The 26874-nt window shown below is 62.5% G+C and carries 31 protein-coding genes; 12 read left to right on the plus strand and 19 right to left on the minus strand.

What is annotated here, in order from left to right; translation table 11 throughout:
• Nucleotides 1–2: 2 nt before the first annotated feature.
• The 9 genes from NKI97_RS19570 to coaD all read right to left on the minus strand — a co-directional run bounded on the left by NKI97_RS19570 (nt 3) and on the right by coaD (nt 6196).
• Complete coding sequence (locus NKI97_RS19570) at nt 3–935, minus strand: hypothetical protein (protein WP_352836079.1); 933 nt, start codon at nt 933–935, stop codon at nt 3–5.
• Entirely contained in the window at nt 890–1381 is a 492-nt protein-coding gene (locus NKI97_RS19575) for a hypothetical protein (RefSeq protein ID WP_352836081.1), read from the minus strand. The genes NKI97_RS19570 and NKI97_RS19575 overlap by 46 nt, the downstream gene beginning before the upstream one ends.
• A 215-nt stretch (nt 1382–1596) precedes the next feature.
• On the minus strand, nt 1597–2727 hold the full coding sequence (gene tgt / locus NKI97_RS19580; protein WP_352448774.1) for a tRNA guanosine(34) transglycosylase Tgt: 1131 nt from the start codon (nt 2725–2727) through the stop codon (nt 1597–1599).
• 8 nt (nt 2728–2735) lie between these two features.
• Complete coding sequence (locus tag NKI97_RS19585; RefSeq protein ID WP_352448773.1) at nt 2736–3005, minus strand: hypothetical protein; 270 nt, start codon at nt 3003–3005, stop codon at nt 2736–2738.
• Complete coding sequence (gene queA, locus NKI97_RS19590) at nt 2995–4080, minus strand: tRNA preQ1(34) S-adenosylmethionine ribosyltransferase-isomerase QueA (RefSeq protein ID WP_352448772.1); 1086 nt, start codon at nt 4078–4080, stop codon at nt 2995–2997. Before queA ends, NKI97_RS19585 begins: the two co-directional genes overlap by 11 nt.
• Before the next feature lie 12 nt (nt 4081–4092).
• Nucleotides 4093–4491 (minus strand): hypothetical protein, encoded by a 399-nt coding sequence (locus NKI97_RS19595; protein WP_352705728.1) that lies wholly within the window; start codon nt 4489–4491, stop codon nt 4093–4095.
• The gene (locus tag NKI97_RS19600; protein WP_352448770.1) at nt 4488–5000 is read right to left on the minus strand and encodes a peptidylprolyl isomerase; all 513 of its coding nucleotides are present in this window, start codon (nt 4998–5000) and stop codon (nt 4488–4490) included. Before NKI97_RS19600 ends, NKI97_RS19595 begins: the two co-directional genes overlap by 4 nt.
• 29 nt (nt 5001–5029) lie before the next feature.
• Nucleotides 5030–5620 (minus strand): peptidylprolyl isomerase, encoded by a 591-nt coding sequence (locus tag NKI97_RS19605; protein WP_352448769.1) that lies wholly within the window; start codon nt 5618–5620, stop codon nt 5030–5032.
• A gap of 75 nt (nt 5621–5695) precedes the next feature.
• Nucleotides 5696–6196 carry a pantetheine-phosphate adenylyltransferase gene (gene coaD, locus NKI97_RS19610; protein ID WP_352448768.1) on the minus strand — a complete coding sequence of 167 codons (501 nt, stop codon included), beginning with the start codon at nt 6194–6196 and terminating at the stop codon, nt 5696–5698.
• 194 nt (nt 6197–6390) lie between these two features.
• On the opposite strand from coaD, the gene NKI97_RS19615 reads away from it, so the two are divergent.
• Nucleotides 6391–6543 (plus strand): hypothetical protein, encoded by a 153-nt coding sequence (locus NKI97_RS19615; protein WP_352448767.1) that lies wholly within the window; start codon nt 6391–6393, stop codon nt 6541–6543.
• Nucleotides 6544–6596: 53 nt separating this feature from the next.
• On the opposite strand, the gene gyrA is transcribed toward NKI97_RS19615, so the two are convergent.
• Nucleotides 6597–9407, minus strand: coding sequence for a DNA gyrase subunit A (gyrA, locus tag NKI97_RS19620; RefSeq protein WP_352836086.1), 2811 nt, complete (start codon nt 9405–9407; stop codon nt 6597–6599).
• Between the two features lie 148 nt (nt 9408–9555).
• Complete coding sequence (locus tag NKI97_RS19625; protein WP_352448765.1) at nt 9556–10383, minus strand: helix-turn-helix transcriptional regulator; 828 nt, start codon at nt 10381–10383, stop codon at nt 9556–9558.
• A gap of 86 nt (nt 10384–10469) precedes the next feature.
• On the opposite strand from NKI97_RS19625, the gene NKI97_RS19630 reads away from it, so the two are divergent.
• Both NKI97_RS19630 and NKI97_RS19635 read left to right on the plus strand, forming a co-directional pair.
• Nucleotides 10470–11000 carry a hypothetical protein gene (locus NKI97_RS19630; RefSeq protein ID WP_352448764.1) on the plus strand — a complete coding sequence of 177 codons (531 nt, stop codon included), beginning with the start codon at nt 10470–10472 and terminating at the stop codon, nt 10998–11000.
• Between the two features lie 74 nt (nt 11001–11074).
• Nucleotides 11075–11704, plus strand: a complete 630-nt coding sequence (locus NKI97_RS19635; RefSeq protein ID WP_023674869.1) for a MarC family protein — start codon at nt 11075–11077, stop codon at nt 11702–11704.
• Nucleotides 11705–11712: 8 nt separating this feature from the next.
• Here the strand turns inward: NKI97_RS19635 and NKI97_RS19640 are convergent, their stop codons facing one another.
• Together NKI97_RS19640 and NKI97_RS19645 are read right to left on the minus strand one after the other, a co-directional pair.
• Complete coding sequence (locus NKI97_RS19640) at nt 11713–12138, minus strand: OsmC family protein (RefSeq protein WP_352448762.1); 426 nt, start codon at nt 12136–12138, stop codon at nt 11713–11715.
• Nucleotides 12139–12261: 123 nt separating this feature from the next.
• Nucleotides 12262–12774 carry a single-stranded DNA-binding protein gene (locus tag NKI97_RS19645; protein ID WP_352448761.1) on the minus strand — a complete coding sequence of 171 codons (513 nt, stop codon included), beginning with the start codon at nt 12772–12774 and terminating at the stop codon, nt 12262–12264.
• 208 nt (nt 12775–12982) lie between these two features.
• Between NKI97_RS19645 and NKI97_RS19650 the strand changes: the two genes are divergently transcribed.
• The 9 genes from NKI97_RS19650 to NKI97_RS19690 all read left to right on the plus strand — a co-directional run bounded on the left by NKI97_RS19650 (nt 12983) and on the right by NKI97_RS19690 (nt 20640).
• Nucleotides 12983–13372 carry a cupin domain-containing protein gene (locus NKI97_RS19650; RefSeq protein WP_352448760.1) on the plus strand — a complete coding sequence of 130 codons (390 nt, stop codon included), beginning with the start codon at nt 12983–12985 and terminating at the stop codon, nt 13370–13372.
• 82 nt (nt 13373–13454) lie between these two features.
• Nucleotides 13455–13769, plus strand: a complete 315-nt coding sequence (locus tag NKI97_RS19655) for an ArsR/SmtB family transcription factor (RefSeq protein ID WP_352448759.1) — start codon at nt 13455–13457, stop codon at nt 13767–13769.
• Nucleotides 13766–14290 (plus strand): SRPBCC family protein, encoded by a 525-nt coding sequence (locus tag NKI97_RS19660; protein WP_352448758.1) that lies wholly within the window; start codon nt 13766–13768, stop codon nt 14288–14290. Before NKI97_RS19655 ends, NKI97_RS19660 begins: the two co-directional genes overlap by 4 nt.
• Nucleotides 14291–14316: 26 nt before the next feature.
• A complete protein-coding gene (locus tag NKI97_RS19665) occupies nt 14317–14922 on the plus strand; it encodes an ATP-dependent Clp protease proteolytic subunit (RefSeq protein ID WP_352448757.1) in 606 nt (201 codons plus the stop codon).
• A gap of 93 nt (nt 14923–15015) precedes the next feature.
• Complete coding sequence (locus tag NKI97_RS19670; RefSeq protein WP_352448962.1) at nt 15016–15312, plus strand: hypothetical protein; 297 nt, start codon at nt 15016–15018, stop codon at nt 15310–15312.
• A 694-nt stretch (nt 15313–16006) separates the two neighbouring features.
• Nucleotides 16007–18928, plus strand: coding sequence for an excinuclease ABC subunit UvrA (gene uvrA, locus NKI97_RS19675; protein WP_352836090.1), 2922 nt, complete (start codon nt 16007–16009; stop codon nt 18926–18928).
• The gene (locus tag NKI97_RS19680) at nt 18928–19338 is read left to right on the plus strand and encodes a DUF302 domain-containing protein (RefSeq protein ID WP_352448755.1); all 411 of its coding nucleotides are present in this window, start codon (nt 18928–18930) and stop codon (nt 19336–19338) included. Before uvrA ends, NKI97_RS19680 begins: the two co-directional genes overlap by 1 nt.
• On the plus strand, nt 19335–19805 hold the full coding sequence (locus tag NKI97_RS19685; RefSeq protein WP_352836093.1) for a GNAT family N-acetyltransferase: 471 nt from the start codon (nt 19335–19337) through the stop codon (nt 19803–19805). Before NKI97_RS19680 ends, NKI97_RS19685 begins: the two co-directional genes overlap by 4 nt.
• Before the next feature lie 28 nt (nt 19806–19833).
• Complete coding sequence (locus NKI97_RS19690) at nt 19834–20640, plus strand: DUF72 domain-containing protein (RefSeq protein WP_352448753.1); 807 nt, start codon at nt 19834–19836, stop codon at nt 20638–20640.
• A gap of 45 nt (nt 20641–20685) precedes the next feature.
• On the opposite strand, the gene NKI97_RS19695 is transcribed toward NKI97_RS19690, so the two are convergent.
• The 6 genes from NKI97_RS19695 to urtA form a co-directional block, all read right to left on the minus strand.
• Entirely contained in the window at nt 20686–20886 is a 201-nt protein-coding gene (locus tag NKI97_RS19695; RefSeq protein WP_023674857.1) for a hypothetical protein, read from the minus strand.
• Nucleotides 20887–21096: 210 nt separating this feature from the next.
• Nucleotides 21097–21792, minus strand: a complete 696-nt coding sequence (gene urtE, locus NKI97_RS19700; RefSeq protein WP_126041867.1) for an urea ABC transporter ATP-binding subunit UrtE — start codon at nt 21790–21792, stop codon at nt 21097–21099.
• 70 nt (nt 21793–21862) lie between these two features.
• Nucleotides 21863–22609 (minus strand): urea ABC transporter ATP-binding protein UrtD, encoded by a 747-nt coding sequence (gene urtD, locus NKI97_RS19705; RefSeq protein WP_352836096.1) that lies wholly within the window; start codon nt 22607–22609, stop codon nt 21863–21865.
• A gap of 7 nt (nt 22610–22616) precedes the next feature.
• The gene (gene urtC / locus NKI97_RS19710; RefSeq protein ID WP_352448751.1) at nt 22617–23849 is read right to left on the minus strand and encodes an urea ABC transporter permease subunit UrtC; all 1233 of its coding nucleotides are present in this window, start codon (nt 23847–23849) and stop codon (nt 22617–22619) included.
• Nucleotides 23846–25462, minus strand: coding sequence for an urea ABC transporter permease subunit UrtB (urtB, locus tag NKI97_RS19715; RefSeq protein ID WP_352836099.1), 1617 nt, complete (start codon nt 25460–25462; stop codon nt 23846–23848). The genes urtC and urtB overlap by 4 nt, the downstream gene beginning before the upstream one ends.
• Nucleotides 25463–25562: 100 nt before the next feature.
• Nucleotides 25563–26873, minus strand: a complete 1311-nt coding sequence (gene urtA / locus NKI97_RS19720) for an urea ABC transporter substrate-binding protein (protein WP_352455694.1) — start codon at nt 26871–26873, stop codon at nt 25563–25565.
• Nucleotide 26874: the final 1 nt, after the last annotated feature.

Raw genomic sequence — 26874 nt, forward strand, 5'->3', positions numbered from 1 at the left:
TTTCAATCCTGTCGCCGATAGAGCGTCCAACTCAGGCCTGAAAACCCCCAATGCCTCGACGCATCGGCCCGTTCATACGCCAGAGCGCATGCGGCCGTCGGTTGGACATGTTCGGCTTGTTTGTCCACGTCCCCCTCGAGGACCAGCCAGGCGGGCCGTTCGGTGCACATCCCGTCGTCTGGAACCAGCAATGCCCGACGATCCATTCGCGCCGCAAAATAGTCGACGACAATGGGGGTGCGGAAATTGCCGTCGCTGGCATAGGTGGTTGCGCCGTTCCTGGTCATTTCATCGACGATAGCGGCGTAGGAGCCGCGTCCATATTGATAGAGCTGGAGCAGCGACGAAATGCTTCCACTCACCACGATCGCAAGCGCTCCCATCGCAAGTAGCCTTGCAGTCCCGCGAGCATCCAGGCCGCGGCCAATCATCTCGCCGGCCCAGAGCAGCAGCAATGTTCCGCTGATGATGAAATAGCGTGGGAACTCGAGGTTGGGCAGATGCGCCGCCGCCATGAGCAAAGGCAGTCCGATAATCCCGATCGCATGAAGGCTGGCTCGGCGACCGCGCCAGACACCGGCGGAGAGGCCGACAAGACAGCAGGCGGCAACGATGTAGGGCCCGTCGCCGAACCAGGGTGGCAGCCCGAACAGAGAGCGGATCATCCCGCCATAGCACTGCGCGAAGGCGGCAATCGAGAACGGCGAAACACCACCGACACTGAAGCCGAACAGCCTGCAGCCGACAAACACGCCGACAGCCAGCGGCAGCACGGCAAGCAAGCCCGGCAGGAAGATCGACGCCAGGTCCGCAACGACACGGCCGACCTTCGCCGTACGCTGCCAGGCGAGCCAAGCGGTCCAGATTGCGAGGACCGCCACCATTCCGATCATGGTGAGATGGCACAGGAAGCCGAAAAGGATCGCCGCTGCCAAGGCCGCGCCAGACCACCGTCTATTGTCGAGCCGGCGCTCCAGAAAACCACCGAAAGCAGCGTGAACAGCACAAGGCCGGCATAGCCGCGCGCCTCCGAGCCGTAATGGACCATTGGGTAGCTCACGGCAAACAACAGGCTTGTGGCGATCATCGCCTGTCGTCCGCGCGATGCGGCGCTCGCTGCCGCCGCAGCGATCGTGGCAACACCTAATGCTATCGACAGACCTCGCTGCATCAGCGGCGAAGCATCGGGGCCAATGAGATAGAGATAGACCGAGTTGAGGAAATGATTGTTGTCGTGATTGACGCGCCAGAATATCTGGTCGATCGAGGTCAGCGGCTCGATCAGCGCAAAGCTCCAGATCTCGTCCAGCCAAAGGTCGCCGCGCGCGCCAAGCGAGCGCAAGACCAGGCCGGTCACGGCGATCATCAGAGCGGCAAGCAACGACCCCGCCGTCCATTGCTGGACAGCCACGGAGGGCGAAGGTGCAGCGATGCCGTTCGTCCGCACCGGCGTGCCAGGAACTGAAACTTGCCCCGAAACGAACAGGTTCTTGATCCTCGCCCGATGTCGTCCGGCAATGCTTATTAGGCAGTCGTTTCAAAACAGTTCATGGCAGGGGCAACTCCTCCCTGGAGCCGGATTCCTGGCGGGCATGCCTACCGGACGGCGAGGTCACCGTTTGCCCATTGCTGCGTGATGATCTCGGCTTGTTCGGCGAACCTGCCAGCCTCGATCGCTTCACGAATGTCGCGCATCAGCTGCTGGTAATAGGACAGATTGTTCCAGGTCAGGAGCATCGCCCCAAGCGCCTCTTGCGAGCGCACCAGATGGTGCAAATAGGCCCGCGAATAGTCGCGTGCGGCCGGGCAGTCGCTTTCCTCGTCGAGCGGACGCGGATCGTCGGCATGGCGGGCGTTGCGCAGATTGACCTTGCCGCGCCGTGTGTATGCAAGGCCGTGGCGCCCTGCCCGCGTCGGCATCACGCAGTCGAACATGTCGATGCCGCGCGCCACCGACTTCAAAATGTCGTCCGGGGTGCCGACGCCCATCAGGTAGCGCGGCCGGTCAGCCGGCAGCTCCGGGCAAGTGATGTCGAGCATCTCCAGCATCACCGCTTGCGGCTCGCCGACAGCCAGCCCGCCGATCGCATAGCCCTTCAGCTCCATTGCCTTCAGCGCCTGCGCCGAGCGCAGCCGCAGATCCGGCACGTCGCCGCCTTGCACAATGCCGAACATCGCCTTGCCGGGCTGCTCGCCGAATGCCGTCTTGCAACGCTCGGCCCAGCGCAACGACAACTCCATGGCACGCTCGATCTCGTTCTGCTTGGCCGGCAGCGCCGTGCATTCGTCGAGCTGCATCTGGATGTCGGAATCGAGCAGCCCCTGGATCTCTATCGAACGCTCCGGCGACATCTCGTAGGCGCCGCCGTCGATATGCGAACGGAAGGTAACGCCGTTCTCGGTCAGTTTCCGCAGCTTCGACAGCGACATCACCTGGAAGCCGCCGCTGTCGGTCAGGATTGGATGCGGCCAGCGGGCGAATTCATGCAGGCCGCCGAGCCGCGCCACGCGCTCGGCGCCGGGTCTTAGCATCAGGTGGTAGGTGTTGCCGAGGATAATGTCCGAGCCGACGCCGCGCACCTGATCCATATACATGGCCTTCACCGTGCCGCCGGTACCGACCGGCATGAAGGCAGGCGTGCGGATTTCCCCGCGCGGCATGGTGATTGCACCACGCCGCGCCCTGCCGTCGGTCGCCAGCACCTTGAAGGTGAATGCGTCAGTCATTGAATTCCCTAGCCATCGAACTCCTTGTCGAATACCGGCGCGTCCGGGGCTTGCTTGTCGAGTGATTGCCGGTAGCGGATGCAGCCGCGCATGAATTTCGGCCACGGCGGCACGGCAATCGCCGGCTCGGTCTTTTCGGGCAAAAGTGACCAGAGGTCGGGATGATGCCAGCACAGATCATGGCCGGTGGCGTCGCGGTGTTGGCGGATGCCGGCGCGCAGTTTCCTGACCTCGGCGATCAAGGCTTCCCGGTCGAAGGTTTCCAGGTCATCGTCCATTACTATCCTCCCTGAACAGAAGACTTGCGTCTCCATAGGAATAAAACCTGTAGCGGTTCTCGATGGCATGCGCATAAGCCGCCCGCATCGTCTGCAAACCGCAGAAGGCCGAAACCAGCATGAACAGCGTCGAACGCGGCAGATGGAAATTGGTCATCAGCATGTCTGCGGTCTTGAAACGATAGCCGGGCGTGATGAAGATGTCTGTCGGGCCTGACCATGCGGCCAGCCAGCCGTCCTCGCCGGCCGCGCTCTCCAATAAGCGCAGCGATGTCGTGCCGACAGCGATAATGCGCCCTCCTTTTGCTTTCGCCGCATTCAGCGCCTCGGCGGTTTCCGGGCTGACCGAACCGGTTTCGGCGTGCATCTTGTGGTCGGCGGTGTCGTCCGCCTTCACCGGCAGGAACGTACCGGCGCCGACATGCAGCGTGACGAAACGGCGCTCTATGCCCTTGGCGTCGAGCCTCGCAAACAGCTCCGGCGTGAAATGCAGCCCTGCCGTCGGCGCGGCGATCGCGCCCTCCTCCCTCGCATAAATGGTCTGATAATCGCTGCGGTCGCGTTCGTCGTCGTCACGCTTCGAGGCGATGTAGGGCGGCAGCGGGATGTGGCCGACAGCGTGCAGCACCTCGTCGAGGAACGGACCTGACAGGTCGAAGCCGAGCAGCACCTCGCCGCCTTCCCCCTTCTCGATCACTGTCGCATCGAGCTGGCCGAGAAAGCAGGAATTGGCGTCATGACCGAAATGGATGCGATCGCCGGCGGCGATGCGCTTGCCCGGACGCATGAAGGCTAGCCACCGGTCGGGCGCCATCCGCATATGCAGCGTGGCTTCGACCTGCGCTGCTGCTTCGCCGCGCCGCCTGATGCCTTTCAGCTGCGCCGGAATGACCTTGGTGTCGTTGAAGACCAGCACATCACCGGCCTTGAGCAGGGACGGCAGGTCGCGCACCGTCCGGTCCTCGAGCCCCTCAGCCGGCCTGACCACCAGCATTCTGGCGCTGTCGCGCGGTTCGGCTGGGCGAAGCGCGACGCGCTCTTCCGGCAGATCGAAATCGAAAAGATCGACGCGCAAGAAATCCCCGCCTCAAGGTTCCGGGCAGGTCACCGCCCAGGCGCCGACACTGTCTATGCTCAGCGTACCGCCCATTGCGAAGCTGGACTGCTCGCTGGCCTTGACCAGCCGCAATTTGGCCACGATCGAGCTGAGGCCCTCATCAGTGAGATCGATCAGCATGCGCTCGTCGTCTTCGAATGCCTGTCCCACGATGACTTTCGTTGAGCCTGGCTGTCCGTCCGTGGTCCATGTCTTGCCGCCGGCATCCAGCCACACACGCGCCACCGCAATGACGGCCGTGTGTCCCATCAAAACATCAATCGATGCCGCGCCGCCGTCGGCGCTGCAGACGATCGATTCCGTCGCCAGCGCCGGAGTGGCCGCCGCGACGAGCACAAATGCGATGGCCGCGACAGCCCGGCCGGTCATTTCACGTCGGCCGCGACCTTGAGCGACACGATCTTGTCAGGATCCTGCACCGGTTCGCCGCGCTTGATCTTGTCGACGTTGTCCATGCCTTCGATGACCTGGCCCCATACCGTGTACTGGCGGTTGAGGAAGGCGGCATCGTCGAAGCAGATGAAGAACTGCGAATTGGCCGAGTTCGGGTTCTGCGAGCGCGCCATCGAGCAGGTGCCGCGGCCGTGGTTGGCGTTGGAGAACTCGGCCTTCAGATCGGGTTTGTCGGAACCGCCAGTGCCGGCGCGCGATGGCGCGAAAGACGGCTTGTTGGAATTGCCGAACTTCACGTCGCCGGTCTGCGCCATGAAGCCGTCGATGACGCGGTGGAAGACCACGCCGTCATAGGCGCCTTCGCGGGCCAGCTCCTTGATACGGCCGACATGGCCGGGCGCCAGATCTGGATACAATTCGATGACGACCTTGCCCTTGGTCGTGTCCATGATAAGCGCGTTCTCGCGGTCCTTGATTTCGGCCATGTCAGAAATATCCTTTTGAACAATTGGGGTTACTTGCCGTCCGCGGCGATGCGCACCTTGATCATGCGATCGGGGTCGGTCACCGTCCCGTTCTGCGCCTCGTCGCCTTTCTTGATGTGGTCCACCAGCTCCATGCCGCTGACGACATTGCCAACGATGGTGTACTGGCCATCGAGCGGCGGTGCCGGGGCGAACATGATGAAGAATTGCGAATTGGCGGAATTCGGATCGTCGGAGCGGGCCATGCCGACCACGCCGCGCTGGTAGTGCTCGGTGCTGGAGAATTCGGCCGGCAGGTCGGGAAGATCGGAGCCGCCGGTGCCGACAGCGTCGGCATTGAAGCCGCGCTTCATGTTGCCGAACTTGACGTCGCCGGTCTGCGCCATGAAGCCGTCGATGACGCGGTGAAAGGCGACGTTGTCGTAGGCGCCCTGGCGCACCAGCTTTTTGATCTGCGCGACGTGCTTCGGCGCAAGGTCGGGCCTCAGCGCGATGGTCACGTCGCCGTCCTTCAGCGTTACGATCATGGTGTTTTCCGGATCGGCGGCAAAGGCCGACACGGATGCGGTCACAAGACCGGCAAGCACGGCAAGCAAGAAGGCAAGCTTTTTCAGCTGCATGGGATCCTTCTCCGAATATCTTCGTTCATGCATGTCGTTACCCAAAGCCGGGTTCCACTTTTGGGTGACATGCATTTATTTCGCGAATTTGGCGGTGAGCGCACCGGCCACGGCCGCCGGCACGAAGGGGCGGATGTCGCCTCCCATCGAAGCTATCTGGCGCACAAGTGTGGCGGTAATGGTGCGCACTGAAGGGCTGGCGGGCAGGAACACCGTCTGCAGCTCCGGCGCCATGGTCTCGTTCATGCCGGCCATCTGCATCTCATAGTCAAGATCGGTGCCGTCGCGCAGGCCGCGGATCATGATCGAGGCGCCATGCTTCCTGGCCGCATCGATGACCAACCCGTCGAAGGCGACTACTTTGATACGCGCACCGTCGCTGCCGAATTCCGCCTTCGCGGCCGTTTCGATCAGGCCAACCCGTTCCTCGAAGGAAAACAACGGCTTCTTCCCGGGATGGATGCCGATCGCCGCATAGATTGTATCCGCCACGGCCAGCGACGCCTTCAGCACGTCGAGATGGCCGTTGGTCAGCGGGTCGAAAGAGCCGGCATAAAGGGCGATGCGTTCGGTCATGGCAGGTGCTTCTAGCGAGCCTCTCCCCTAAAGGCAAATCCGATCGCCAGCCCGCCCCATGAACCTTTGGCCGACGTGAACGACAGATGAATGTGCCGCTCACAACAGTTTCACGCAGTGTTCACTAAGTTGCAGCTGCAGGAGATGAAACCAAACACCCATCTAATCGTTGTTAGGCGCAGGAGAACACGCACATGCTGATCTACATGCTCGCCACCGCAATGACCGCCGCCATGCTGATCGCTACCGTATTCGGGTTGCATCAGGAAGCACAGCGCGTCCGCGCCAAGGCCAATACCAAGCGGTTCGAAGGCTTCGGCAACCGCAAGCCTTATCGCCACCTCTAGATTGCGGGTGTCTTCACACGCCGGCCCATAGGGCTGGCGTCGTCGTGCCAAACTCACTCGACGGATGTATCGGGCTCCCTACCTTCGGCATCGGCAACAGCGCCGCTTTCAGCATCGACACTCTCTTCGATCTCTTCATCCGCTTGCGGTTCTGAAATTCGCTCCACCGAAACGACCTTCTCGCCCTCTGCGGTATTGAAGATGGTAACGCCCTTGGTGGCGCGGCTGGCGAAACGAATGCCGTTCACTGGAACACGGATAACGGTGCCGCCATCCGAAACCAGCATGATCTGATCGTCATTGCCGACCGGGAAGGTCGCCACCAGGCGGCCGATTTCGGCCGTTTTCGAGACGTCGGTGGCGCGAATACCCTTGCCGCCACGGCCAGTCAGGCGGAAATCGTAGGACGATGAACGCTTGCCGTAGCCATATTCCGTCACCGTCAACACGAACTGCTCGTGCGCCTTGAGGAATTCATAGCGGTCGTCGGAAAGCTCCGCCTCTTCGCCGACCTCTTCATTGGTGAGCTGGATTTCTTCCTCCTCGCCGGCCGCGATGTCAGCAGCGAGCCGGCGTTCGGCCACCACCCGCTTGAGGTAGGCGGCACGTTCCGCCGGCGGCGCATCGACATGCTCGATCACCGCCATCGAGATCACCCGGTCGCCATCGGCCATCGCAATGCCGCGCACGCCGACCGAATTGCGGCTCTGGAAGACGCGTACGTCGCTGACCGGAAAGCGGATGCACTGGCCGGAACTTGCCGTCAAAAGCACGTCGTCATTGTCGGTGCAGGTCTCGACGCCGAGGATCTCGTCGCCCTCCTCGTCCAGCTTCATGGCGATCTTGCCGTTGCGGTTGACCTGGACGAAGTCTGACAGCTTGTTGCGACGCACGGTGCCGCGCGTGGTGGCAAACATGACGTCGAGTTCGCCCCAACTCATCTCATCCTCCGGCAGCGGCATGATCGTGGTGATGCGCTCGCCCTGTTCGAGCGGCAGCATATTGATCAGCGCCTTGCCGCGCGATTGCGGGTTGCCGATCGGCAGGCGCCAGACCTTTTCCTTGTAGACGATGCCGCGCGAGGAGAAGAACAGCACCGGCGTGTGCGTGTTGGCGACGAACAGCCGGGTGACGAAATCCTCTTCCTTGGTCGACATGCCGGAGCGGCCCTTGCCGCCGCGGCGCTGCGCCCGGTACAGCGACAGCGGCACGCGCTTGATGTAGCCGGAATGGCTGACCGTGACGACCATGTCCTCGCGCTGGATCAGGTCCTCGTCTTCCATGTCCGCCCCGCCCTCGGCGAGTTCGGTGCGGCGCGGCGTGCCGAACTCGTCGCGCACTGCCATGAGCTCGTCCTTGACGATCTGCTGGACGCGGGCGCGGGACGAGAGGATGTCTAGGTAGTCCTTGATCTCGTCGCCGATCGTGTTCAGCTCGTCGGCGATCTCGTCGCGGCCGAGCGCGGTCAGGCGCAGCAGGCGCAGTTCGAGGATGGCGCGCGCCTGCTCCTCGGAGAGATTGTAGGTACCGTCCTCGTTGATGCGATGGCGCGGGTCGTCGATCAGAAGAATCAGCGATTCCACGTCGCCCGAAGGCCAGCGCCGCTCCATCAACTGCTCGCGCGCCGTCTGCGGGTCCGGAGCGCTGCGGATCAGCTTGATGACTTCATCGATGTTGGCAACAGCGATGGCAAGGCCGACCAGCACATGGGCGCGGTCGCGCGCCTTGCGCAGCAGGAATTTCGTGCGCCGGCTGATCACCTCCTCACGGAAGGCGACGAACGCCTTCAGCATGTCGGTCAGAGTCAGCAATTCCGGCTTGCCGCCGTTCAGTGCCACCATGTTGGCGCCGAAGGACGTCTGCAGCGGGGTGAAGCGGTAAAGCTGGTTGAGGATGACATCGGCGACCGCGTCGCGCTTCAGTTCGATGACGACGCGGTAGCCCTGGCGGTCGCTCTCGTCGCGAATGTCGGAAATGCCTTCGATGCGCTTGTCGCGCACCAGCTCGGCCATCTTCTCGATCATCGACGCCTTGTTCACCTGATAGGGAACCTCGGTGATGACGATCGATTCACGATCGTTGCCGCGCGCCTCGACGTTGACGCGGCCGCGCATGACGATGGAGCCGCGGCCGGTCGAATAGGCGCTGTAGATACCGGAGCGGCCGAGCACGATGCCGCCGGTCGGGAAATCCGGCCCCGGAATGATCTCCATCAGCGCCGGAAGGTCGATGGCCGGATTATCGATGAGGGCAATGGCGCCGTTGCAGACCTCGCCCAGATTGTGCGGCGGGATGTTGGTGGCCATGCCGACGGCGATACCGCCGGAGCCGTTGACCAACAGGTTCGGGAAGCGCGCCGGCAGGACTTTCGGTTCGCTGCCCGACGCATCGTAAGTGTCCTGGAAATCGACGGTGTCCTTGTCGATGTCTTCCAGCAACTCATGCGCGACCTTGGTCAGCCGCGATTCCGTGTAGCGCATCGCCGCCGGCGGATCGCCGTCGATCGAGCCGAAATTGCCCTGCCCGTCGATCAGCGGCACGCGCAGCGACCAATCCTGCGCCATGCGCACCAAAGCGTCGTAGATCGAGGCGTCGCCATGCGGATGGTATTTACCCATCACGTCGGCGACCGGGCGTGCCGATTTCACATATTTGCGGTTCCAGTGATAGCCGCTCTCATAGGCGGCGTAGAGGATGCGGCGATGCACCGGCTTGAGGCCATCGCGCACGTCCGGCAGCGCGCGGCTGACGATCACGCTCATGGCGTAATCGAGATAGGAGCGCTGCATCTCCTCGATGATGGATATCGGCTCGATGCCGGTGGGGCCGCCGTCGGCGCCGCGCGGTGTCTTTTGGTCGGTCAAATCGGATCACAATCTAATCAGGAATCACTTGGTGCTTATATAGGAAGCCGGCCCGAAACTCCAACAATCGTGGCAGTTTTCCAGTGTGGTTTTTAGCGGCAAATTCAAAAGGATAAACCAATTGCGACGATATGGCCGTGGCACCCTTTCACGGGCGTCGCCGGCGGGCGCGATAAGTACCCGGCGCCTCGCCCATCAGCCGCCGGAAACGGCGATTGAAGGTTGATAGATCGTTGAACCCCGCCGAAAAGGCAATCGCCGAAATCGCCTGATCCGACGTCCGCAGCCGCACGGCTGCCCTGTGCAGCCGCGCTCTCAGCAGGAACTGGTAGGGCGTCATGCCGGCAACGTGCCGGAAGGTGCGCAGGAAATGGTAAGGGCTGGTGGCGGTCTCGTCGGCGAGTTCGGCAAGCGAGATCGGCCGGTCGGCATCGACTTCGATGCGCCGCACCGCTTCGGCGACACGCTTCTGGTCACGGCGGCTCGGCGTCCGTCCCCGATCCGTAGCGCTGCAAGCCGCTGTTACCGCGGCACCGGCAATGCGCAGGGCGAGTTCCTCGAACGCGCCGGTGTCAGCCATCTCGCGCGCCGCCTCCGCTTCGGCAAGCAGCGGCACCAGCGCCGGCAAGGGCGGCAGGCGCGGCGTGCCGAAATCGAGCGTCTTCGTGCCCGGCACGTCGGCGACGATCCGCTCCATATAGGCCGGCCCGAAATGGAAGGAGAGGCAGCGGTCGCCGGCGCCATGCTCGTGACCGCATTCATAGCATGTGCCGGGATTGCCGAGCAGGAGCGCGCCCGGCGCCAGCATCGCCGTGCCCTCGCGCGTACGATAGCGGAAGGTGCCGTTGGTTACGGCGGCAACGCAGAAATCCCGATGCTCCTCCTCGAATGGCCTGTCGGCGGCGCTGGCGGTGCAGATGACATCCGACACCTGCCAGCCTCGGCCCGACGCCAGCCTGTGCGCGCTCGTCGTCATCGCCGAAACATAGCAACTTTTCCCAAGCGCAGAACCCCTGTCGGCCTCTATGCTTGCCGGTCTCCTGACAAGATGAGAGCGAAGCCATGTCCAATTCCTTTGCCAAGGCCCTGCACAGCGATGGGCCCGTACCGGCCCTTGCCGAGAAACTGAATCTTTATGGCCGCTTCGTCGGCGCCTGGACGTTCGACGCCACGCGCCATCTCGAGGACGGTCAGGTGCTGACCGGGCGCGGCGAAGTGCATTTCGGCTGGGTGCTCGAAGGCCGCGCGATCCAGGACGTATGGATCCTGCCTGCCCGTGACGCCGGCCCCTCGCCCTCGCTCGGCAAATGGACCTTCTATGGCACGACGTTGCGCGTCTACGATCCCGGCGTTGACGCCTGGCACATCTTCTGGAGCGATCCGCGCAATCAGTACTACAGCCGCCAGCTCGGCCGTGCCGAGGACGACACCATTATCCAGCAAGGCGCAGACGGCACCGGATCTGCTGTGCGCTGGAGCTTTTCGCGCATCACCGAACATTCGTTCCGCTGGCTGGGCGAACGCTCACAGGACGACGGCGCCACCTGGCGTCTCGAAGTCGAGTTTCTGGCGCGCCGGGCCGTCAGCCCCTGATCCGTACGGTTTCCACTGGCTCCGCTTTGCTCTACCAATCCCGTTATCCGGCTTTGCCGGCGGGGAGGGTCAGCATGCCGAGCTTCGACAGCCTGTTCAACGCCTTCGTCACCATACTGGTGACGATCGATCCGCCCGGCCTGGCGCCGCTCTTCCTCGCCGTGACCCGCGGCATGAACCGCGAGGAGCGCAACCAGGTCTCCGTGCGCGCCTCGGTCATCGCCTTCCTGGTAATGGCGTTGTTCGCAATCGCCGGCGCGTCGATCCTGTCAGTCTTCGGCATCACTCTGCCGGCCTTCCGCGTCGCCGGCGGCTTTCTGCTGTTCTTCATCGCCTTCGAAATGGTGTTCGAGCGCCGGCAGGACCGCAAGGAGAAGATCGGCGACGTCGCCATCACCAGGGACATGATCCACAACATCGCCGCCTTTCCGCTGGCGATCCCGCTTATTGCCGGTCCCGGCGCGATTTCGGCGACCGTCCTGCTCTCAAGCTCGTTTCAGGGTTTGGGCGCGCAGACAGCCCTTGTCGGCATCATCGCCATCTGCCTCGTCATCACCTACCTGGTGTTCGTGCTGTCAGAGCGCATCGACCGTATCCTCGGCCAAACCGGCCGTTCGATCCTGACAAGGCTGCTCGGCGTCATCCTGGCGGCGCTCGCCGTACAGTTCGTCGCCGACGGCATCAAGGCGCTGATGGCGACGTAGGAACAGCCCTACTTCGCTGTCGTTTCAATGACTTCGAAGTCGTGGGTAATCTCGGCAGTCTTGGCCATCATTGACGAGGCCGAGCAGTATTTGTCGATCGAAAGCCCAATCGCCCGCTTCACCTTGTCGTGTGATAGCGCCCGGCCCTTGACGACAAAATGCATGTGAATGCGGGTGAACACCCTGGGATCGGCTTCTGCACGGTCGGCATCGAGTTCGACCACGCAATCTTCGACCGCCTCGCGCCCCTTTTCGAGGATATGGACCACGTCATAGGCCGAGCAGCCGCCAGTGCCGATCAGCACCAGTTCCATTGGGCTCGGCCCCGGCGTCTTGCCCTCCGGCCCGAACGCAGTGCCTAGCACCAGCTTGTGCCCACTGGCGGACTCGCCAACGAAAGTGCGCTCCTCGACCCACTTGACCCTTGCCTTCACCTGATACGTCCTTTCACCGCTCAAACGCACAACGTCCCGAAAATCCAAGACAGATTTTCGGGACGCCATTTCGTGGCCAAGGTGCCGGCGCTTTTCGTCGCAAGGGCAGTCCGCCCCGAGAAATCAGAACGGGATTTCGTCGTCCAGCTCGCGCGACGAACCGCCGCCGCCGCCCTTGTTGGCGCCACCGCGATTGAAACTTTCGCCCGGGCCGGACTGGCCGAAATCGGAACCGCGGCTCGCACCACCACCGGCATAGTTGCCGACCTGGCCGCCGCCCTCGCCCCGCGCATCGAGCATCTGCAGCTCGCCGCGGAATTTCTGCAACACGATTTCGGTCGTATAGCGGTCATTGCCGGTCTGGTCCTGCCATTTGCGCGTCTGCAGCTGGCCCTCGACATAGACCTTCATGCCCTTCTTCAGATACTGCTCGGCCACCTTGGCGATCTGGTCGTTGAAGATCACGACATTGTGCCACTCGGTCTTTTCCTTGCGCTCTCCGGATGTCTTGTCGCGCCAGCTTTCCGACGTCGCGATGCGGATGTTGACGACCGGGTCACCCGAATTCAGGCGGCGGATTTCAGGGTCCGCCCCGAGGTTGCCCACCAGAATGACCTTGTTGACGCTACCCGCCATGATACTTCTCCGCGCTCATCCGAAACCGAATTTTTGTCGCCGCACCTTACAGGCTATGGACAATCCCTGCCTGCCGTCGCTGCCTTTTCCCACAAGGTTTTTGTTCTCTTTTCGTTCTATAGGAGAGGCCCTGCACTGTCAATAGTTGTCAGTAAGAAGTAGTGTCTTGGCGTCGAATTTCCACAGACCATGGGATCGAGGCGACCGCATGAAGATGGTCGAGCATGACGATCAGCCGCAAGAAGAATGGCGGACGGGAGTAAAGACCCGCATGCATGTCTCTGCCCGCAACGGCGCAACTCAACTTTGCATATTCGAACAGTGGGTCGAACCGGCGGTTGGCGCCCCGACACATTGGCACCCGGTCGAGGAAGTGCTTACCGTCATCGCTGGCAGGGCCGAGATGTGGATCGACGAAGAGCATCTCGTCTTGACTGCGGGACAGTCGCTTGTTGTCGCCGCGCACAGGCAACATGGCTTCCGAAACATCGGCTCCGAATTGCTTCACATCCATGCCGTGCTCGCGTCACCAGTTTTCGAGGCGACGTTCAAGGGATCCCCGGACATGGTGAGACGCTGGCTTCCGGCGAGTTTGTAAAACCTCGCCTGTCTTAAAAAACACCGCCTGTCTTAAAAAACACGGCTTGCCAAACAGATAAGTATTGACTTATGCTTTCGGCATGATCGAAGCAGACATTTTTCGGGCACTAGCGGATCCAACGCGTCGCGCCGTCTATGAGCGGCTCGCCGACGGCGAGATGACGGTGTCGGAACTGCGCACTGGCATACCGGTATCGCAGCCGGCGGTATCGCAACATCTCGCAGTGCTGCGCGGCGCCGGCCTCGTGGTCGAGCGCCGGGCCGGTCGCAACGCCTATTACCGCGTCGATCCGAAGGGGCTTGCGCCACTGCTCGGCTGGATCGAACGCTACCGTGCGTTCTGGCCAGAGCGCATCGAAAGGCTCAAGACGGTTTTGAAGGACATGGACCAATGACCAGCCGAGGCAAAGAACGCGCCGAAATGGCCGCAGACAAGATCGAGTTCGAGTGCGAGCTGCCCGAACCGCCGGAAAAGGTGTGGCGGGCGCTGACGGTGCCGGACCTGCTCGCGGCCTGGATGATGCCGAACGACATCAAGCCCGAAATCGGCAACCGCTTTGCCTTTAAAGCGCCGAATGCGCCGATCGAGTGCGAAATCCTCGACGCGGATCCCGGACGGCTGCTGCGCTATTCCTGGCGGGAGCGGCCGGCGCCCGGCGATACGCAGGTGCCGCCCGGCAGCCCCCTGGACAGCGCAATGAACGACAGCCCAGTGGACAGCATCGTCACCTTTACGCTCTACCGCACCGTTTCCGGCGGCACGCATCTGCGTATCGTCCATGATGGTTTTGCTCGGGCAGCAGTGCCGGAGATCGCGATGGCAGGCGCCGGTTGCCGGCTTTCCTTTGAAGCGCGCACTCCCAGGCACAAGCAGGTCGCCGCAAACACCCCGCGCCTCTTCCTGCGCGCGGCCTGAACGACAACAGTCAACGGAGACAACCGATGAGCGGCCTTGCCAATCTGGTGCCGATGGTGATCGAGCAGTCGAGCCGCGGCGAACGTGCCTTCGACATATTTTCGCGGCTGCTGCGCGAGCGCATCGTCTTCATCAACGGGGCGATCGACGACGGCACCTCGGCGCTGGTCTGCGCCCAGCTTCTGTCGTTGGAATCCGACAATCCCGACAAGGAGGTCTCGCTCTACATCAACTCGCCGGGCGGCGTGGTGACCAGCGGTTTCGCCATCTACGATACGATGCAGTATATCAGCTGCCCGGTCTCCACCGTTTGTATGGGCTTCGCCGCCTCGATGGCCTCGTTCCTTTTGATGGCCGGCACACCGGGGCGGCGCATCGCGCTACCCAACACTAGCATCGTGCTGCATCAGCCTCTCGGCGGCTTCCAGGGCCAAGCCTCCGACATCCAGCGCCATGCCGAGGGCATCCTTCGCACCAAGCGGCGCATGACCGATCTTTACGCCCACCATTGCGGCCGCACCTACGATGAAGTGGAACGCACGCTCGACCGAGACTTTTTCATGACCGCGCAGGAGGCCAAGGATTGGGGCCTCGTCGACCATGTTTTCGGTACTCGCAAACAGGCCGCGTGAGGCACCTTCCAACGGAACTGAGCGATATGAGCGCCGGCAACTTTCAGCGCCGTTGGTCTGGCTTCGGCGCTATCGCCGCACTATAGTCCGGTGATGATCGCGAACCGTTTATCCAGCGTGTTATGCCTTGCCGTCGCCACCGTTGCCGGCACGAACATGCTGGTGGGTATGGCACTTGCCCAAGATAATTCGACGTCTTCGCAAAAGGGCGCCCTGCCCGGTGTGACCAGCGATTATCGCATCGCCGAGCCAGCGCCGCAGCCTGAGCCTGACGACGTGGCTCCAGGCAACGGCAACGGCACCTTCAAGATTGGCGATACCGACGTTCGGATTTCCGGCAGCATCACCATCGATGTCGCTACCGGCGGGATCAGGCCCTCCAGCCGCTAAGTTCGCCTGGTGTGAACCACAAATATTGCGCTTCAAACGAACAGCCCCGCCATTGCTTTTGCAACTGACGGGGCTTCTTGGATCTGAAATCCAAATTGCCGGGAGTGTACTGCCGGCTTTTTATTTCGGATGCTTCGCGGCATTCAGCCGACGATCCGACTAGCAGTCTCTGATTTTATGGGGATCGGCAGGTCCGTTTGGCGGGCAGCGAAAACGCCTGACCCTGGCCACTTATACCTGCCGCGGCTCCAGCGACACGTGGAGCCTCAAGGAACAATCCGGTGGAGTCATGCCTCTGCTCTCCTTCTGTTCGTTGCGACTGTCGTCGAAGCGCTCATCGCATAACCCGCGGCGTCTCGCAGGCTAGCCCCAGGCCGCGAGGCCATCGAAAGACGGCCGGCTTCGTTGACAATTGGATTCTGCCCCCATGACGCGGGGACGTCAACCTTGAATAGCCGGGTTGCCGAAAAATGTGATCGCGAGACGCTTTGTGAAGCCGGCTGCGCGGGCAGCTTTTGTCAGGAGCGTGTTCGGCCTTTGTTCTTTCCGCTTGCCCGTTCGCGCGAAAGGCGGTTAAACGCTTTGGTCGAGAGTTGTGGCGTCTCTCGAAAAGGCGGCGAAATTACCTACATAGGGGATGGTCGGGAAAACCCGCCCATCCCACGAATTCCAGATTCTGAGGCGGCGACCGGCGATGGCCGACCATAAATATCTCTCCATTCGCGGGGCACGCGAACACAATCTGAAGAATGTCGATCTCGACCTGCCGCGTGACAGCCTGATCGTCATGACCGGCCTGTCGGGGTCGGGCAAGTCGTCGCTTGCCTTCGACACCATCTACGCCGAGGGCCAGCGCCGCTACGTCGAGAGCCTTTCGGCCTATGCACGGCAATTCCTCGAAATGATGCAGAAGCCTGACGTCGACCAGATCGACGGCCTGTCGCCGGCCATCTCCATCGAGCAGAAGACCACCTCGAAGAACCCACGTTCGACGGTCGGCACCGTCACCGAGATCTACGATTATATGCGGCTTTTGTTCGCCCGCGTCGGTGTACCCTATTCACCGGCCACCGGCCTGCCGATCGAGAGCCAGACGGTTTCGCAGATGGTCGACCGGGTGCTTGCTGTCGAGGAAGGCACCCGGCTGTTCATTCTGGCGCCGATGGTGCGCGGCCGCAAAGGCGAGTACCGCAAGGAACTGCTGGAGCTGCAGAAGAAGGGTTTTCAGCGCGTCAAAGTCGATGGCGTCTTCTATGAGATCGCCGACGTGCCGGCGCTGGACAAGAAGTACAAGCACGACATCGACGTCGTCGTCGACCGCATCGTCGTGCGCGGCGATCTGGCGACGCGGCTCGCCGATTCCATCGAGACCGCGCTGAAGCTGGCCGACGGGCTGGCAGTGGCGGAATTTGCCGACAAGCCGCTCGACGCCAGCCAGACCGGCGAGGATTCGGTCAACAAATCGAAGAACGAGACGCATGAACGCATGCTGTTCTCGGAAAAGTTCGCCTGCCCGGTATCCGGCTTCACCATTCCCGAGATCGAGCCCAGGCTATTCTCCTTCAACAATCCGTTCGGCGCCTGCCCGACCTGCGACGGGCTCGGCAGCCAACGCGCCATTGATGCCAGCCTGGTCGTGCCCGACGAGAATGTCTCGCTGCGCGCCGGCGCCGTCAGCCCTTGGGCGAAGTCGAGCTCGCCCTACTATGCGCAGACGCTGGAAGCGCTGGGCATTGCCTATGGCTTCAAGCTCGGCGACAAGTTCAAGGATTTGAGCGAGGAGGCAAAGCAAGCCGTCCTGCACGGCACCGGCGAGCGCGAAATCACCTTCCATTATGATGACGGTCTGCGCTCCTACAAAACGACGAAAACCTTCGAGGGCGTCATCCCCAATCTCGAGCGCCGCTGGAAGGAAACCGAATCCGCCTGGATGCGCGAGGAGATCGAGCGCTTCATGTCGGCCACGCCCTGCCCGGCCTGCCGCGGCTATCGGCTGAAGCCCGAGGCGCTCGCGGTCAAGATCGCCGGCAAGCACATTGGCGAGGTCACCGAGCTGTCCATCCGCAAGGCCGACCAGTGGTTCACCGATCTGCCCGCTTCGCTCAACGACAAGCAGAACGAGATTGCGGTGCGCGTGCTCAAGGAAATCCGCGAGCGGCTGCGCTTCCTCAACGATGTCGGTCTCGACTATCTGACGCTGTCGCGCAACTCCGGCACGTTGTCGGGCGGCGAGAGCCAGCGCATCCGGCTGGCTTCGCAGATCGGCTCCGGCCTGACCGGCGTGCTCTATGTGCTCGACGAGCCGTCGATCGGCCTGCACCAGCGCGACAATGCCCGCCTGCTCGACACGCTGAAGCATCTGCGCGACATCGGCAACACGGTCATCGTCGTCGAGCATGACGAGGACGCCATCCTGCATGCCGACTACGTCGTCGATATCGGCCCGGCGGCCGGCATTCATGGCGGCCACATCATCGCCCAGGGCACGCCGCAGCAGATCATGGCGACGCCCGCTTCGATCACCGGTAAATATCTGTCGGGCGAGCTCGAAGTGGCGACGCCGGCAGCGCGGCGTGAGGCCAAGAAGAACCGCCGGCTGAAGGTCGTCGGCGCGCGCGGCAACAATCTGAAGAACGTCACCGCCGAAATCCCGCTCGGCACGTTTACCGCCGTCACCGGCGTATCCGGCGGCGGCAAGTCGACCTTCCTGATCGAGACCCTGTTCAAGGCGGCGTCGCGCCGCATCATGGGCTCGCGCGAGCATCCGGCCGAGCATGACCGCATCGAGGGGTTGGAATTCCTCGACAAGGTCATCGACATCGACCAGTCGCCGATCGGGCGCACCCCGCGCTCCAACCCCGCCACCTACACCGGCGCCTTCACGCCGATCCGCGACTGGTTCGCCGGCTTGCCGGAGGCGAAGGCGCGCGGCTACCAGCCGGGCCGCTTCTCGTTCAACGTCAAGGGCGGCCGCTGCGAGGCTTGCCAGGGCGACGGCGTCATCAAGATCGAGATGCATTTCCTGCCCGACGTCTATGTCACCTGCGACGTCTGCCACGGCAAGCGCTACAACCGCGAGACGCTCGACGTCCTGTTCAAGGGCAAGTCGATCGCCGACGTTCTCGACATGACGGTCGAGGAAGGCGTCGATTTCTTCGCTGCCGTGCCCGGCGTGCGCGACAAGCTGGAGACGCTGAAACGGGTCGGCCTCGGCTACATCCATGTTGGCCAGCAGGCAACGACTTTGTCGGGCGGCGAGGCGCAGCGCATCAAGCTTGCCAAGGAACTGTCGCGCAAGGCGACCGGCAAGACGCTCTACATTCTCGATGAGCCAACCACCGGCCTGCATTTCCACGACGTCGCCAAGCTGCTTGAAGTGCTGCACGAGCTGGTCGACCAGGGCAACACGGTCGTCGTCATCGAGCACAATCTAGAGGTGATCAAGACCGCTGACTGGGTGCTCGATCTTGGCCCCGAAGGTGGCGACGGCGGCGGCGAGCTGGTAGCGTCCGGCACGCCGGAGGACATCGTCCGCGAAAAACGCAGCTATACCGGCCAGTTCTTGAGGGAATTGCTGGAGCGGCGCCCCGGAGGCAAGCGCGAAGCGGCGGAGTGATGGCAAAGAACGGTCTCATCACGGTCCAAAGCCGCTTCGGCGTGGCCGAGACGATCGATCGCCTGGTCGGGACTGTGGAAGGTGCAGGATTGCTGGTCTTCGCCCGCATTGACCACGCCGCCGGTGCGCGCAGTGTCGAAGCTTCCCTGCGTCCGACCCAGCTTCTGATTTTTGGCAACCCGAAAGGCGGGACGCCGCTGATGCAGGACCGGCAGCTTGCCGGCATCGATCTGCCGGTCAAGGCACTGGCTTGGGAGGATAAGCAAGGCAAGGTCTGGCTCTCCTACAATGACGCGCACTGGCTCGCTGAGCGCCACGGCTTGGGCGACGCCAGTCGCAATGCCGTCGCCGCGATAGCGGCCGGCATGGACAAGGTGATTGCGGCCGCTGCCGGCGCGGGCCAGTTTTGATCATGAGAGCCGCTCGGGCCGATGATCTCCCCACGGTGATCTCGCTCACCACCGACGCCTACGCGCCCTACACTGCCCTGTTCGGAGCGCCGCCGATCCCCCTCACCGAGGATTATGCGCCGCGCATCGAACGCGGCGAGGTCTGGCTTTCGGAGCACGACGGAAAGCCGGCCGGCTTGATCGTTCTCGAACGACATGCGGACCATACAATGATCTTCAGCGTCGCCGTTGCGCCCGCCTTTCAGGGCAAGGGTTTCGGCATCGGGCTGCTCGACTGGGCCGAGCAACAGACGCGCCTGTGGAGCTTGCCTGAAATCCGACTCTACACCAATGCCAGAATGGAACGGAACGTTTCGTTGTATAATGCCTACGGCTTTCGCGAAACGGGTCGCCGGCCCAATCCATATCGGCCAGGATGGACGGTCGTCGACATGGCGAAAGCCGTCGAGACGACCGCCATCGCGTGATCCTTTTCTGCAAACCGGGAGGACGACCATGACTCAATCAGGAACAATCCGCGCCGGCATGGGCGGCTGGACCTTCGAGCCGTGGGACACGTCCTTCTACCCGGACAAATTGTCGAAGGCCAAGCAACTGCATTATGCCAGCCGGCAGGTGCCCACTGTCGAGGTCAACGGCACCTATTATTCGAGCTTCAAGGAGCCGACCTTCGTCAAATGGGCCAACGAGGCGCCGGATGGTTTCGTCTATTCGCTGAAGGGCAACCGCTTCGTCACCAACCGCCGCGTGCTCGGCGAGGCCGGGGAATCGATCATGCGCTTCCTCGGGTCGGGCGTCGCGGCACTTGGCGACAAGCTCGGGCCGATCCTGTGGCAGTTCGCGCCGACCAAGAAATTCGACCCGGACGATTTCGAGGCCTTCCTCAAGCTGTTGCCGGAAAAGCAGGACGGCGTTGCGCTGCGCCACGCCGTCGAGGTGCGCAACGACAGCTTCGTCGTGCCGGAGTTCGCCGCCTTGGCGCGAAAGCACAAGGCCGCCATCGTCTATGCCGACCACGCCAAATATCCGGGGATTGCCGACGTCACCGGCGATTTCATCTATACCCGGCTGCAGACCGGCAGCGACGACAATCCCGATTGCTACACGCCAAAGGCGCTCGATGAATGGGCGGCGCGCGCAAAAACCTGGGCGGAAGGCAAGGTGCCGGCCGACCTGTCGCGCGCCGATCCTTCAACCGACGCGCCGGTCAAGCCACGCGATGTGTTTGTCTACTTCATCACCGAGGGCAAGGTCCGCGCTCCATTCGGCGCCATCGCGCTGATGAAGCGGGTCGCAGGCTGACGCCCCGCTGTCGGTGGTCCGCCTGGCTTGGTCCTAAACTACCGGCTATGCGGCGCGTTCGTCCGGACGCCGATCAACCCTGACGATCTCGTTGAAAGCATCGAGATCGACATAGAAGACCTTGGTGATCTCCGCGATGAGTTCGTCATGGTCATACCCCTGCGATTTCAGAATGTTGATGGCTGTCAGGATATCGACGCGCTCCGTGAGCCGTCGTTTCTGGTAGTCCTCGACATAGCGCTCCATCGTCTGGCCCTGGCTCCCAAGCACCCGAAATGTTGGACGACAACAGATCGCTGGAAGGGCTTGCGCGCAAGCGTGCGGACGCAGCCGCGCCTTCCCCTGATCTGCCAAGTTGAAACTGCTACGGAAAGCGGCCGACTCACCAGGCCAAGCAAAATCTAGCACGCAATCTGCAGCGCGCCAGAGTTGCAAAGTAATGGAATCAATAAGAATTCAGACAGTCAGGAATTTGCGGACGTCCGCCCGGTCGAGATCCTCGGCGGGGCCGGTATGGACGATCTGACCGCGGTCCATGATGTTGACCTCGTCGGCCAATTCCCGGCAGAAGTCGAGATATTGTTCGACCAGAAGCACGGCGATACCGGCCTGGTCGCGCAGATAGCGGATGGCGCGGCCGATGTCCTTGATGATCGACGGCTGGATGCCTTCGGTCGGCTCGTCGAGCACCAGCAGCTTCGGCCGCATCACCAGCGCCCTGCCGATGGCAAGCTGCTGCTGCTGGCCGCCGGAAAGATCGCCGCCGCGGCGCGCGAGCATCTGCTTCAGCACCGGAAACAATTCGAAGACGTGACCGGGAATGTTGCGATCGGCGCGCTTCAACGGCGCAAAACCCGATTCGAGGTTTTCCCGCACCGTAAGCAGCGGAAATATCTCCCTGCCCTGCGGCACGAATGCGATGCCCGACCGGGCGCGATCATACGCCGCGCTCCGGTCGAGCGCCTTCCCCTCGAAGGCAACGCTTCCGCTCGTCAGCCGGTGATGGCCGACGATCGATCTCATCAAACTGGTCTTGCCGACGCCGTTGCGGCCGAGCACGCAGGTGATCTTGCCGGCGCCGGCCTTCAGCGAGACGCCGCGCAGCGCCTGGGCAGCGCCGTAGTGCAGCGTGGCATTGGAGACTTCGAGCATGGTCAGCGCTTTCTCCAACGCGTGAAGAACGAAAGGTCGAAATGATGGAACGGAACGCGCCAGACCATGTTCATCTCCCCAGATAGACTTCGACGACGCGCTCGTCGGCCGAAACGAAGTCGAGGCTGCCCTCGGAAAGCACCGAGCCTTCGTGCAGGCAGGTAACCTTGACGCCGAGCTCGCGCACGAAATGCATGTCGTGCTCGACGACGATGACAGAATGGTCGCGCGCGATATCCCGGAGCAGCCGCGCGGTTTCCTCGGTCTCGGCGTCGGTCATGCCGGCAACCGGTTCGTCGACCAGCAGCAGCTTCGGATCCTGCGCCAGAAGCATGCCGATCTCGAGCCATTGCTTTTGGCCGTGGCTCAGATTGGCGGCGAGTTCGTCACGCTTGTCGCCAAGCCGGATGATGCCGAGGATGTCGTCGATCTGCCGCACGTCCGCGGCCGAGCGACGATGGAACAGTGCCGGGAAGATCGAGCGCGGGCCTTTCAGCGCCAGCATCAGATTGTCCTCGATCGTGTGGCTTTCGAAGACGGTCGGCTTCTGGAATTTACGGCCGATGCCCATCATGGCGATTTCGGCCTCGTCGTGTTTGGTTAGGTCGACCTCACCATTGAAGAAAACTTCACCCGCGTCGGGCCGCGTCTTGCCGGTGACGACGTCCATCATCGTCGTCTTTCCGGCGCCGTTGGGGCCGATGATCGCCCGCATCTCGCCCTTGTCGAGCACCAGCGAAAGGTTGTTGATGGCGCGAAACCCGTCGAAGGAAACCGACACGCCGTCGAGATAGAGGATGGTGTTGCTCTTCGACATCAGGCCATCACTCCGCCGGCTGCGGTTCGGCGCCGGAGGCCGACCAGTCGCCCGGCCTTCTCGCCGCCGAGCGGTCGGTTTTCGGCGGCACCGGCGCATCGGGATCGATGCCGGCTTCTTCGGCAACCGAGGCCGCCCGCAGCGCCTTGGCGTTGCCGCGCCAGGAATCCCACATGCCGATGATGCCCTTGGGCAGGAACAGCGTGACGGCGACAAACAGTCCGCCCAGCGCAAACAGCCAGAATTCAGGCAGCACGCCGGTGAACCAGGATTTACCGGCATTGACCAGAAGCGCGCCGATGATCGGCCCAACGATGGTGCCGCGCCCGCCGACGGCCGCCCACACCACCACCTCGATCGAATTGGACGGCTCGAATTCGCCAGGGTTGATGATGCCGACCTGTGGCACGTAAAGCGCACCGGCGATGCCGGCCATCACCGCCGACACGGTGAAGGCGAACAGTTTGACGTTCTCCGCCCGCCAGCCGAGGAAGCGTGTGCGGCTTTCGGCGTCGCGCACCGCCATCAAAAGCTTGCCGTACTTGGAACCGACGATTGCCCAGGTGACGAAGACGGCAAACGCCAGCATGACGGCGCTGGCCGCGAACAGCGCCGAGCGCGTCATGTCGGCCTGCACGTTGAAGCCCAAAATGTCCTTGAAATCAGTCAGGCCGTTATTGCCGCCGAAACCCATGTCGTTGCGGAAAAAGGCAAGCAGCAGCGCATAGGTCATCGCCTGGGTGATGATCGACAGGTAGACGCCGGTGACGCGGCTGCGGAAGGCAAACCAGCCGAAGACGAAGGCGAGCAGGCCGGGCACCGCAAGCACCATGATCGCGGCAAACCAGAAATGGTCGAAACCATACCAGAACCATGGCAATTCCTTGTAGTTAAGGAACACCATGAAATCCGGCAGCAACGGATTGCCATAGACGCCTCGCGAGCCGATCTGGCGCATCAGATACATGCCCATCGCATAACCGCCGAGCGCGAAGAAGGCGCCGTGGCCGAGCGAGAGGATGCCGCAATAGCCCCAGACGAGATCGAGCGCCAAGGCGAGCAGCGCGTAGCAGAGGTATTTGCCGGTGAGCGCAACGATATAGGACGGCACGTAAAACGCACTTGTCGGCGAGACCGCAAGATTGAGCAGCGGCACGATGATGGCGACCGCCAGCAGGATGAAGATGGTGATGGCGACACGGCGGTCGGCGCCGGCGGCAAAGAAGCGTCCCGTGATCATGCTTCCACCGACCTGCCCTTTAGCGCGAACAGACCGCGCGGGCGTTTCTGGATGAACAGGATGATCAGCACCAGGACGACAATCTTGCCGAGCACTGCTCCGGCATAAGGCTCGAGGAACTTGTTGACGATGCCGAGCGAGAAAGCGCCGACCAGCGTGCCCCAGAGATTGCCGACACCGCCGAAAACGACGACCATGAAGCTGTCGATGATGTAGCCGCGGCCGAGATTGGGCGAGACGTTGTCGATCTGGCTGAGCGCGACACCGGCGATGCCGGCAATGCCGGAGCCGAGTGCAAACGTCAGGGCGTCCACCCACGGCGTCCTGATGCCCATCGAGGCAGCCATGCGGCGATTGGCGGTGACGGCACGCATCTGCAGCCCCCAGGGCGTGCGTTTCATCACGTAGAGCAGCACCGCGAACACGCCGAGCGCGAATACCAGGATCCAGAGCCGGTTCCAGGTCACGGCAAGCTGGCCGATATTGAACGAGCCGGACATCCATGACGGGTTGCCTACCTCCTGGTTGGTCGGTCCGAACATGGTGCGTACGGCCTGCTGCAGGATCAGCGACACACCCCATGTCGCCAGCAGCGTCTCCAGCGGCCGTCCATAGAGGAAGCGGATCAGCCCGCGCTCGATGACAAGGCCGACGAGCGCCGCCACCAGGAACGCCAGCGGCAGGGCGATGACCAGCGACCAGTCGAACAGACCGGGAAAGGAATTACGGATAACCTCCTGCACGACGAAGGTCGTGTAGGCGCCGAGCATGACCATCTCGCCATGCGCCATGTTGATGACGCCCATGACGCCGAAGGTGATGGCCAGGCCAATCGCCGCCAGCAGCAGCACCGATCCAAGCGATATGCCATACCAGATATTCTGGCCGGCATCCCACAGCGCCAGCGTCGAATTGATGTTGGCGATCGCCGCGGTCGCCGCGTCCTTCACCGCACCTTCGGAGCTGGCCTCTACCGACGTGAGCAGCGACACCGCATCGCGGTCGCCGCGCGCACCTATGAGCGCGATCGCCGCCAGTTTGTCGGCCTCCGGCCTGTCGGAAACGAGAATCGACGCGGCGCGGGCCTGTTCTAGCAGCGCCTTGACGCTTGCCACGCTCTCATTGGCGATCGCGGTGTCGAGCGGCTCGATGTTTGCCGCGTCCGGCGTCTTGAACATTGTGTCGGCGGCGGCAATGCGCACGGCCGGATCCTTGGAGCCAAGCGTCAGTGTGCCCAGCGCGTCGCGAATGACGCGGCGCAGCGTGTTGTTGACCTTGATCTTGCTGATGTCGGCCTTGGCAGCTTCGCCCGATCTTTCGCCGGTAAGCGCATCGAGCAGCTCGATGCCGTCGCCGCTCTCCTTGCCGACAAAGACCAGTGAATCGGCCTTGCGCACGTAAAGGCTGCCCTCCGCAAGCGCGGCAAGCGGCCGTTCTACGGCCGGATCGCCGGAAGCCGCAAGCTCCCGCACCACGGCTTCTATCGCCGGAAAATTGGCGGCGGTGCCGAATTTGGCGATGACCACGCGCAGATCTGCTTCGCTGGCGTTCGACGGCACCAGCGTCCCCAGGAGAAGGAGCAGCATCAGGCCAATCGCGCGGATCAGGATCATTGGTTTCTGGTGGCTCTTGAAGGTTGAATGTCGCCTCCGGGCAGGCTGGAGGAGGAGCCTGCCCGGAGGCTTGCGGGTCTGGGAGGACAGACCGGGAGGATCAGTTGGTTCCCTTGCCGCCGCATTTGCCGGTGGCAACGTTGAAGTTGCCGCAGGACAGAGGCGCGCGCCAATCGGAGATCAGGTCCTTGGAGTCAGGCAGATAGTCGGACCACTCGTCGCCCATCACCAGGCCCGGCGTCTGCGAGACGGTTTCGAACTGGCCGTCGGCCTGGATTTCGCCGATCAGCACCGGCTTGGTGATGTGATGGTTCGGCATCATCGTCGAATAACCGCCGGTCAGGTTCGGCACCGAGACGCCGACCATGGCGTCGATGACCTTGTCCGGATCGGTGGTGCCTGCCTTCTCGACCGCCTTCACCCACATGTTGAAGCCGATATAATGGGCTTCCATCGGGTCGTTGGTGGTGCGTTTGTCGTTCTTGATGAATTTGTGCCAGTCGGCGATGAACTTCGCGTTCTCGGGCGTGTCGACGCTTTCGAAATAGTTCCAGGCGGCGAGATGGCCGACCAGCGGCGCGGTGTCGAGACCGGCGAGCTCTTCCTCACCAACCGAGAAGGCCATGACCGGAATATCCTCGGCCTTGATGCCCTGGTTGCCGAGTTCCTTGTAGAACGGCACATTGGCGTCACCGTTGACGGTCGAGACCACGGCGGTCTTCTTGCCGGCCGAACCGAACTTCTTGATCGCCGAGACTTCGGTCTGCCAGTCGGAGAAACCGAACGGCGTGTAGTTGACCATGATGTCTTCGGCGGCAACGCCCTTCGCCTTCAGGTAGGCTTCGAGGATTTTGTTGGTGGTGCGCGGGTAGACGTAGTCGGTGCCTTCGAGCACCCAGCGCTTCACCGAACCGCCGTCCTCGCTCATCAGATAATCGACGGCCGGAATGGCCTGCTGGTTCGGCGCCGCACCGGTGTAGAACACGTTGCGTTCGCTCTCCTCGCCCTCATACTGGACGGGATAGAAAAGGATGTTGTCGAGTTCGCTGAACACCGGCAGCACCGATTTGCGCGACACCGAGGTCCAGCAGCCGAACACCGCCGCGACCTTGTCCTTGGAGATCAGCTCGCGCGCCTTTTCGGCGAACAGCGGCCAGTTGGAAGCCGGATCGACGACCACCGCCTCGAGCTTCTTGCCGAGCAGGCCACCCTTGGCATTCTGCTCTTCGATGAGCATCAGCATGGCGTCCTTCAGCGTCGTCTCCGAGATCGCCATGGTTCCCGACAGCGAATGGAGGATGCCGACCTTGATGGTGTCGTCGGCCGCCTTGGCGGGAACGCTCATCAGCAGGCCGGCGGTGACCACGCCGGCCGAAAACATTTTTGTTATTGTCGAGAAACTGCCCCTCATA

Origin of the sequence: Mesorhizobium sp. M0296, assembly GCF_040321675.1 — a bacterium.
In the GTDB taxonomy this organism is placed as follows: domain Bacteria; phylum Pseudomonadota; class Alphaproteobacteria; order Rhizobiales; family Rhizobiaceae; genus Mesorhizobium.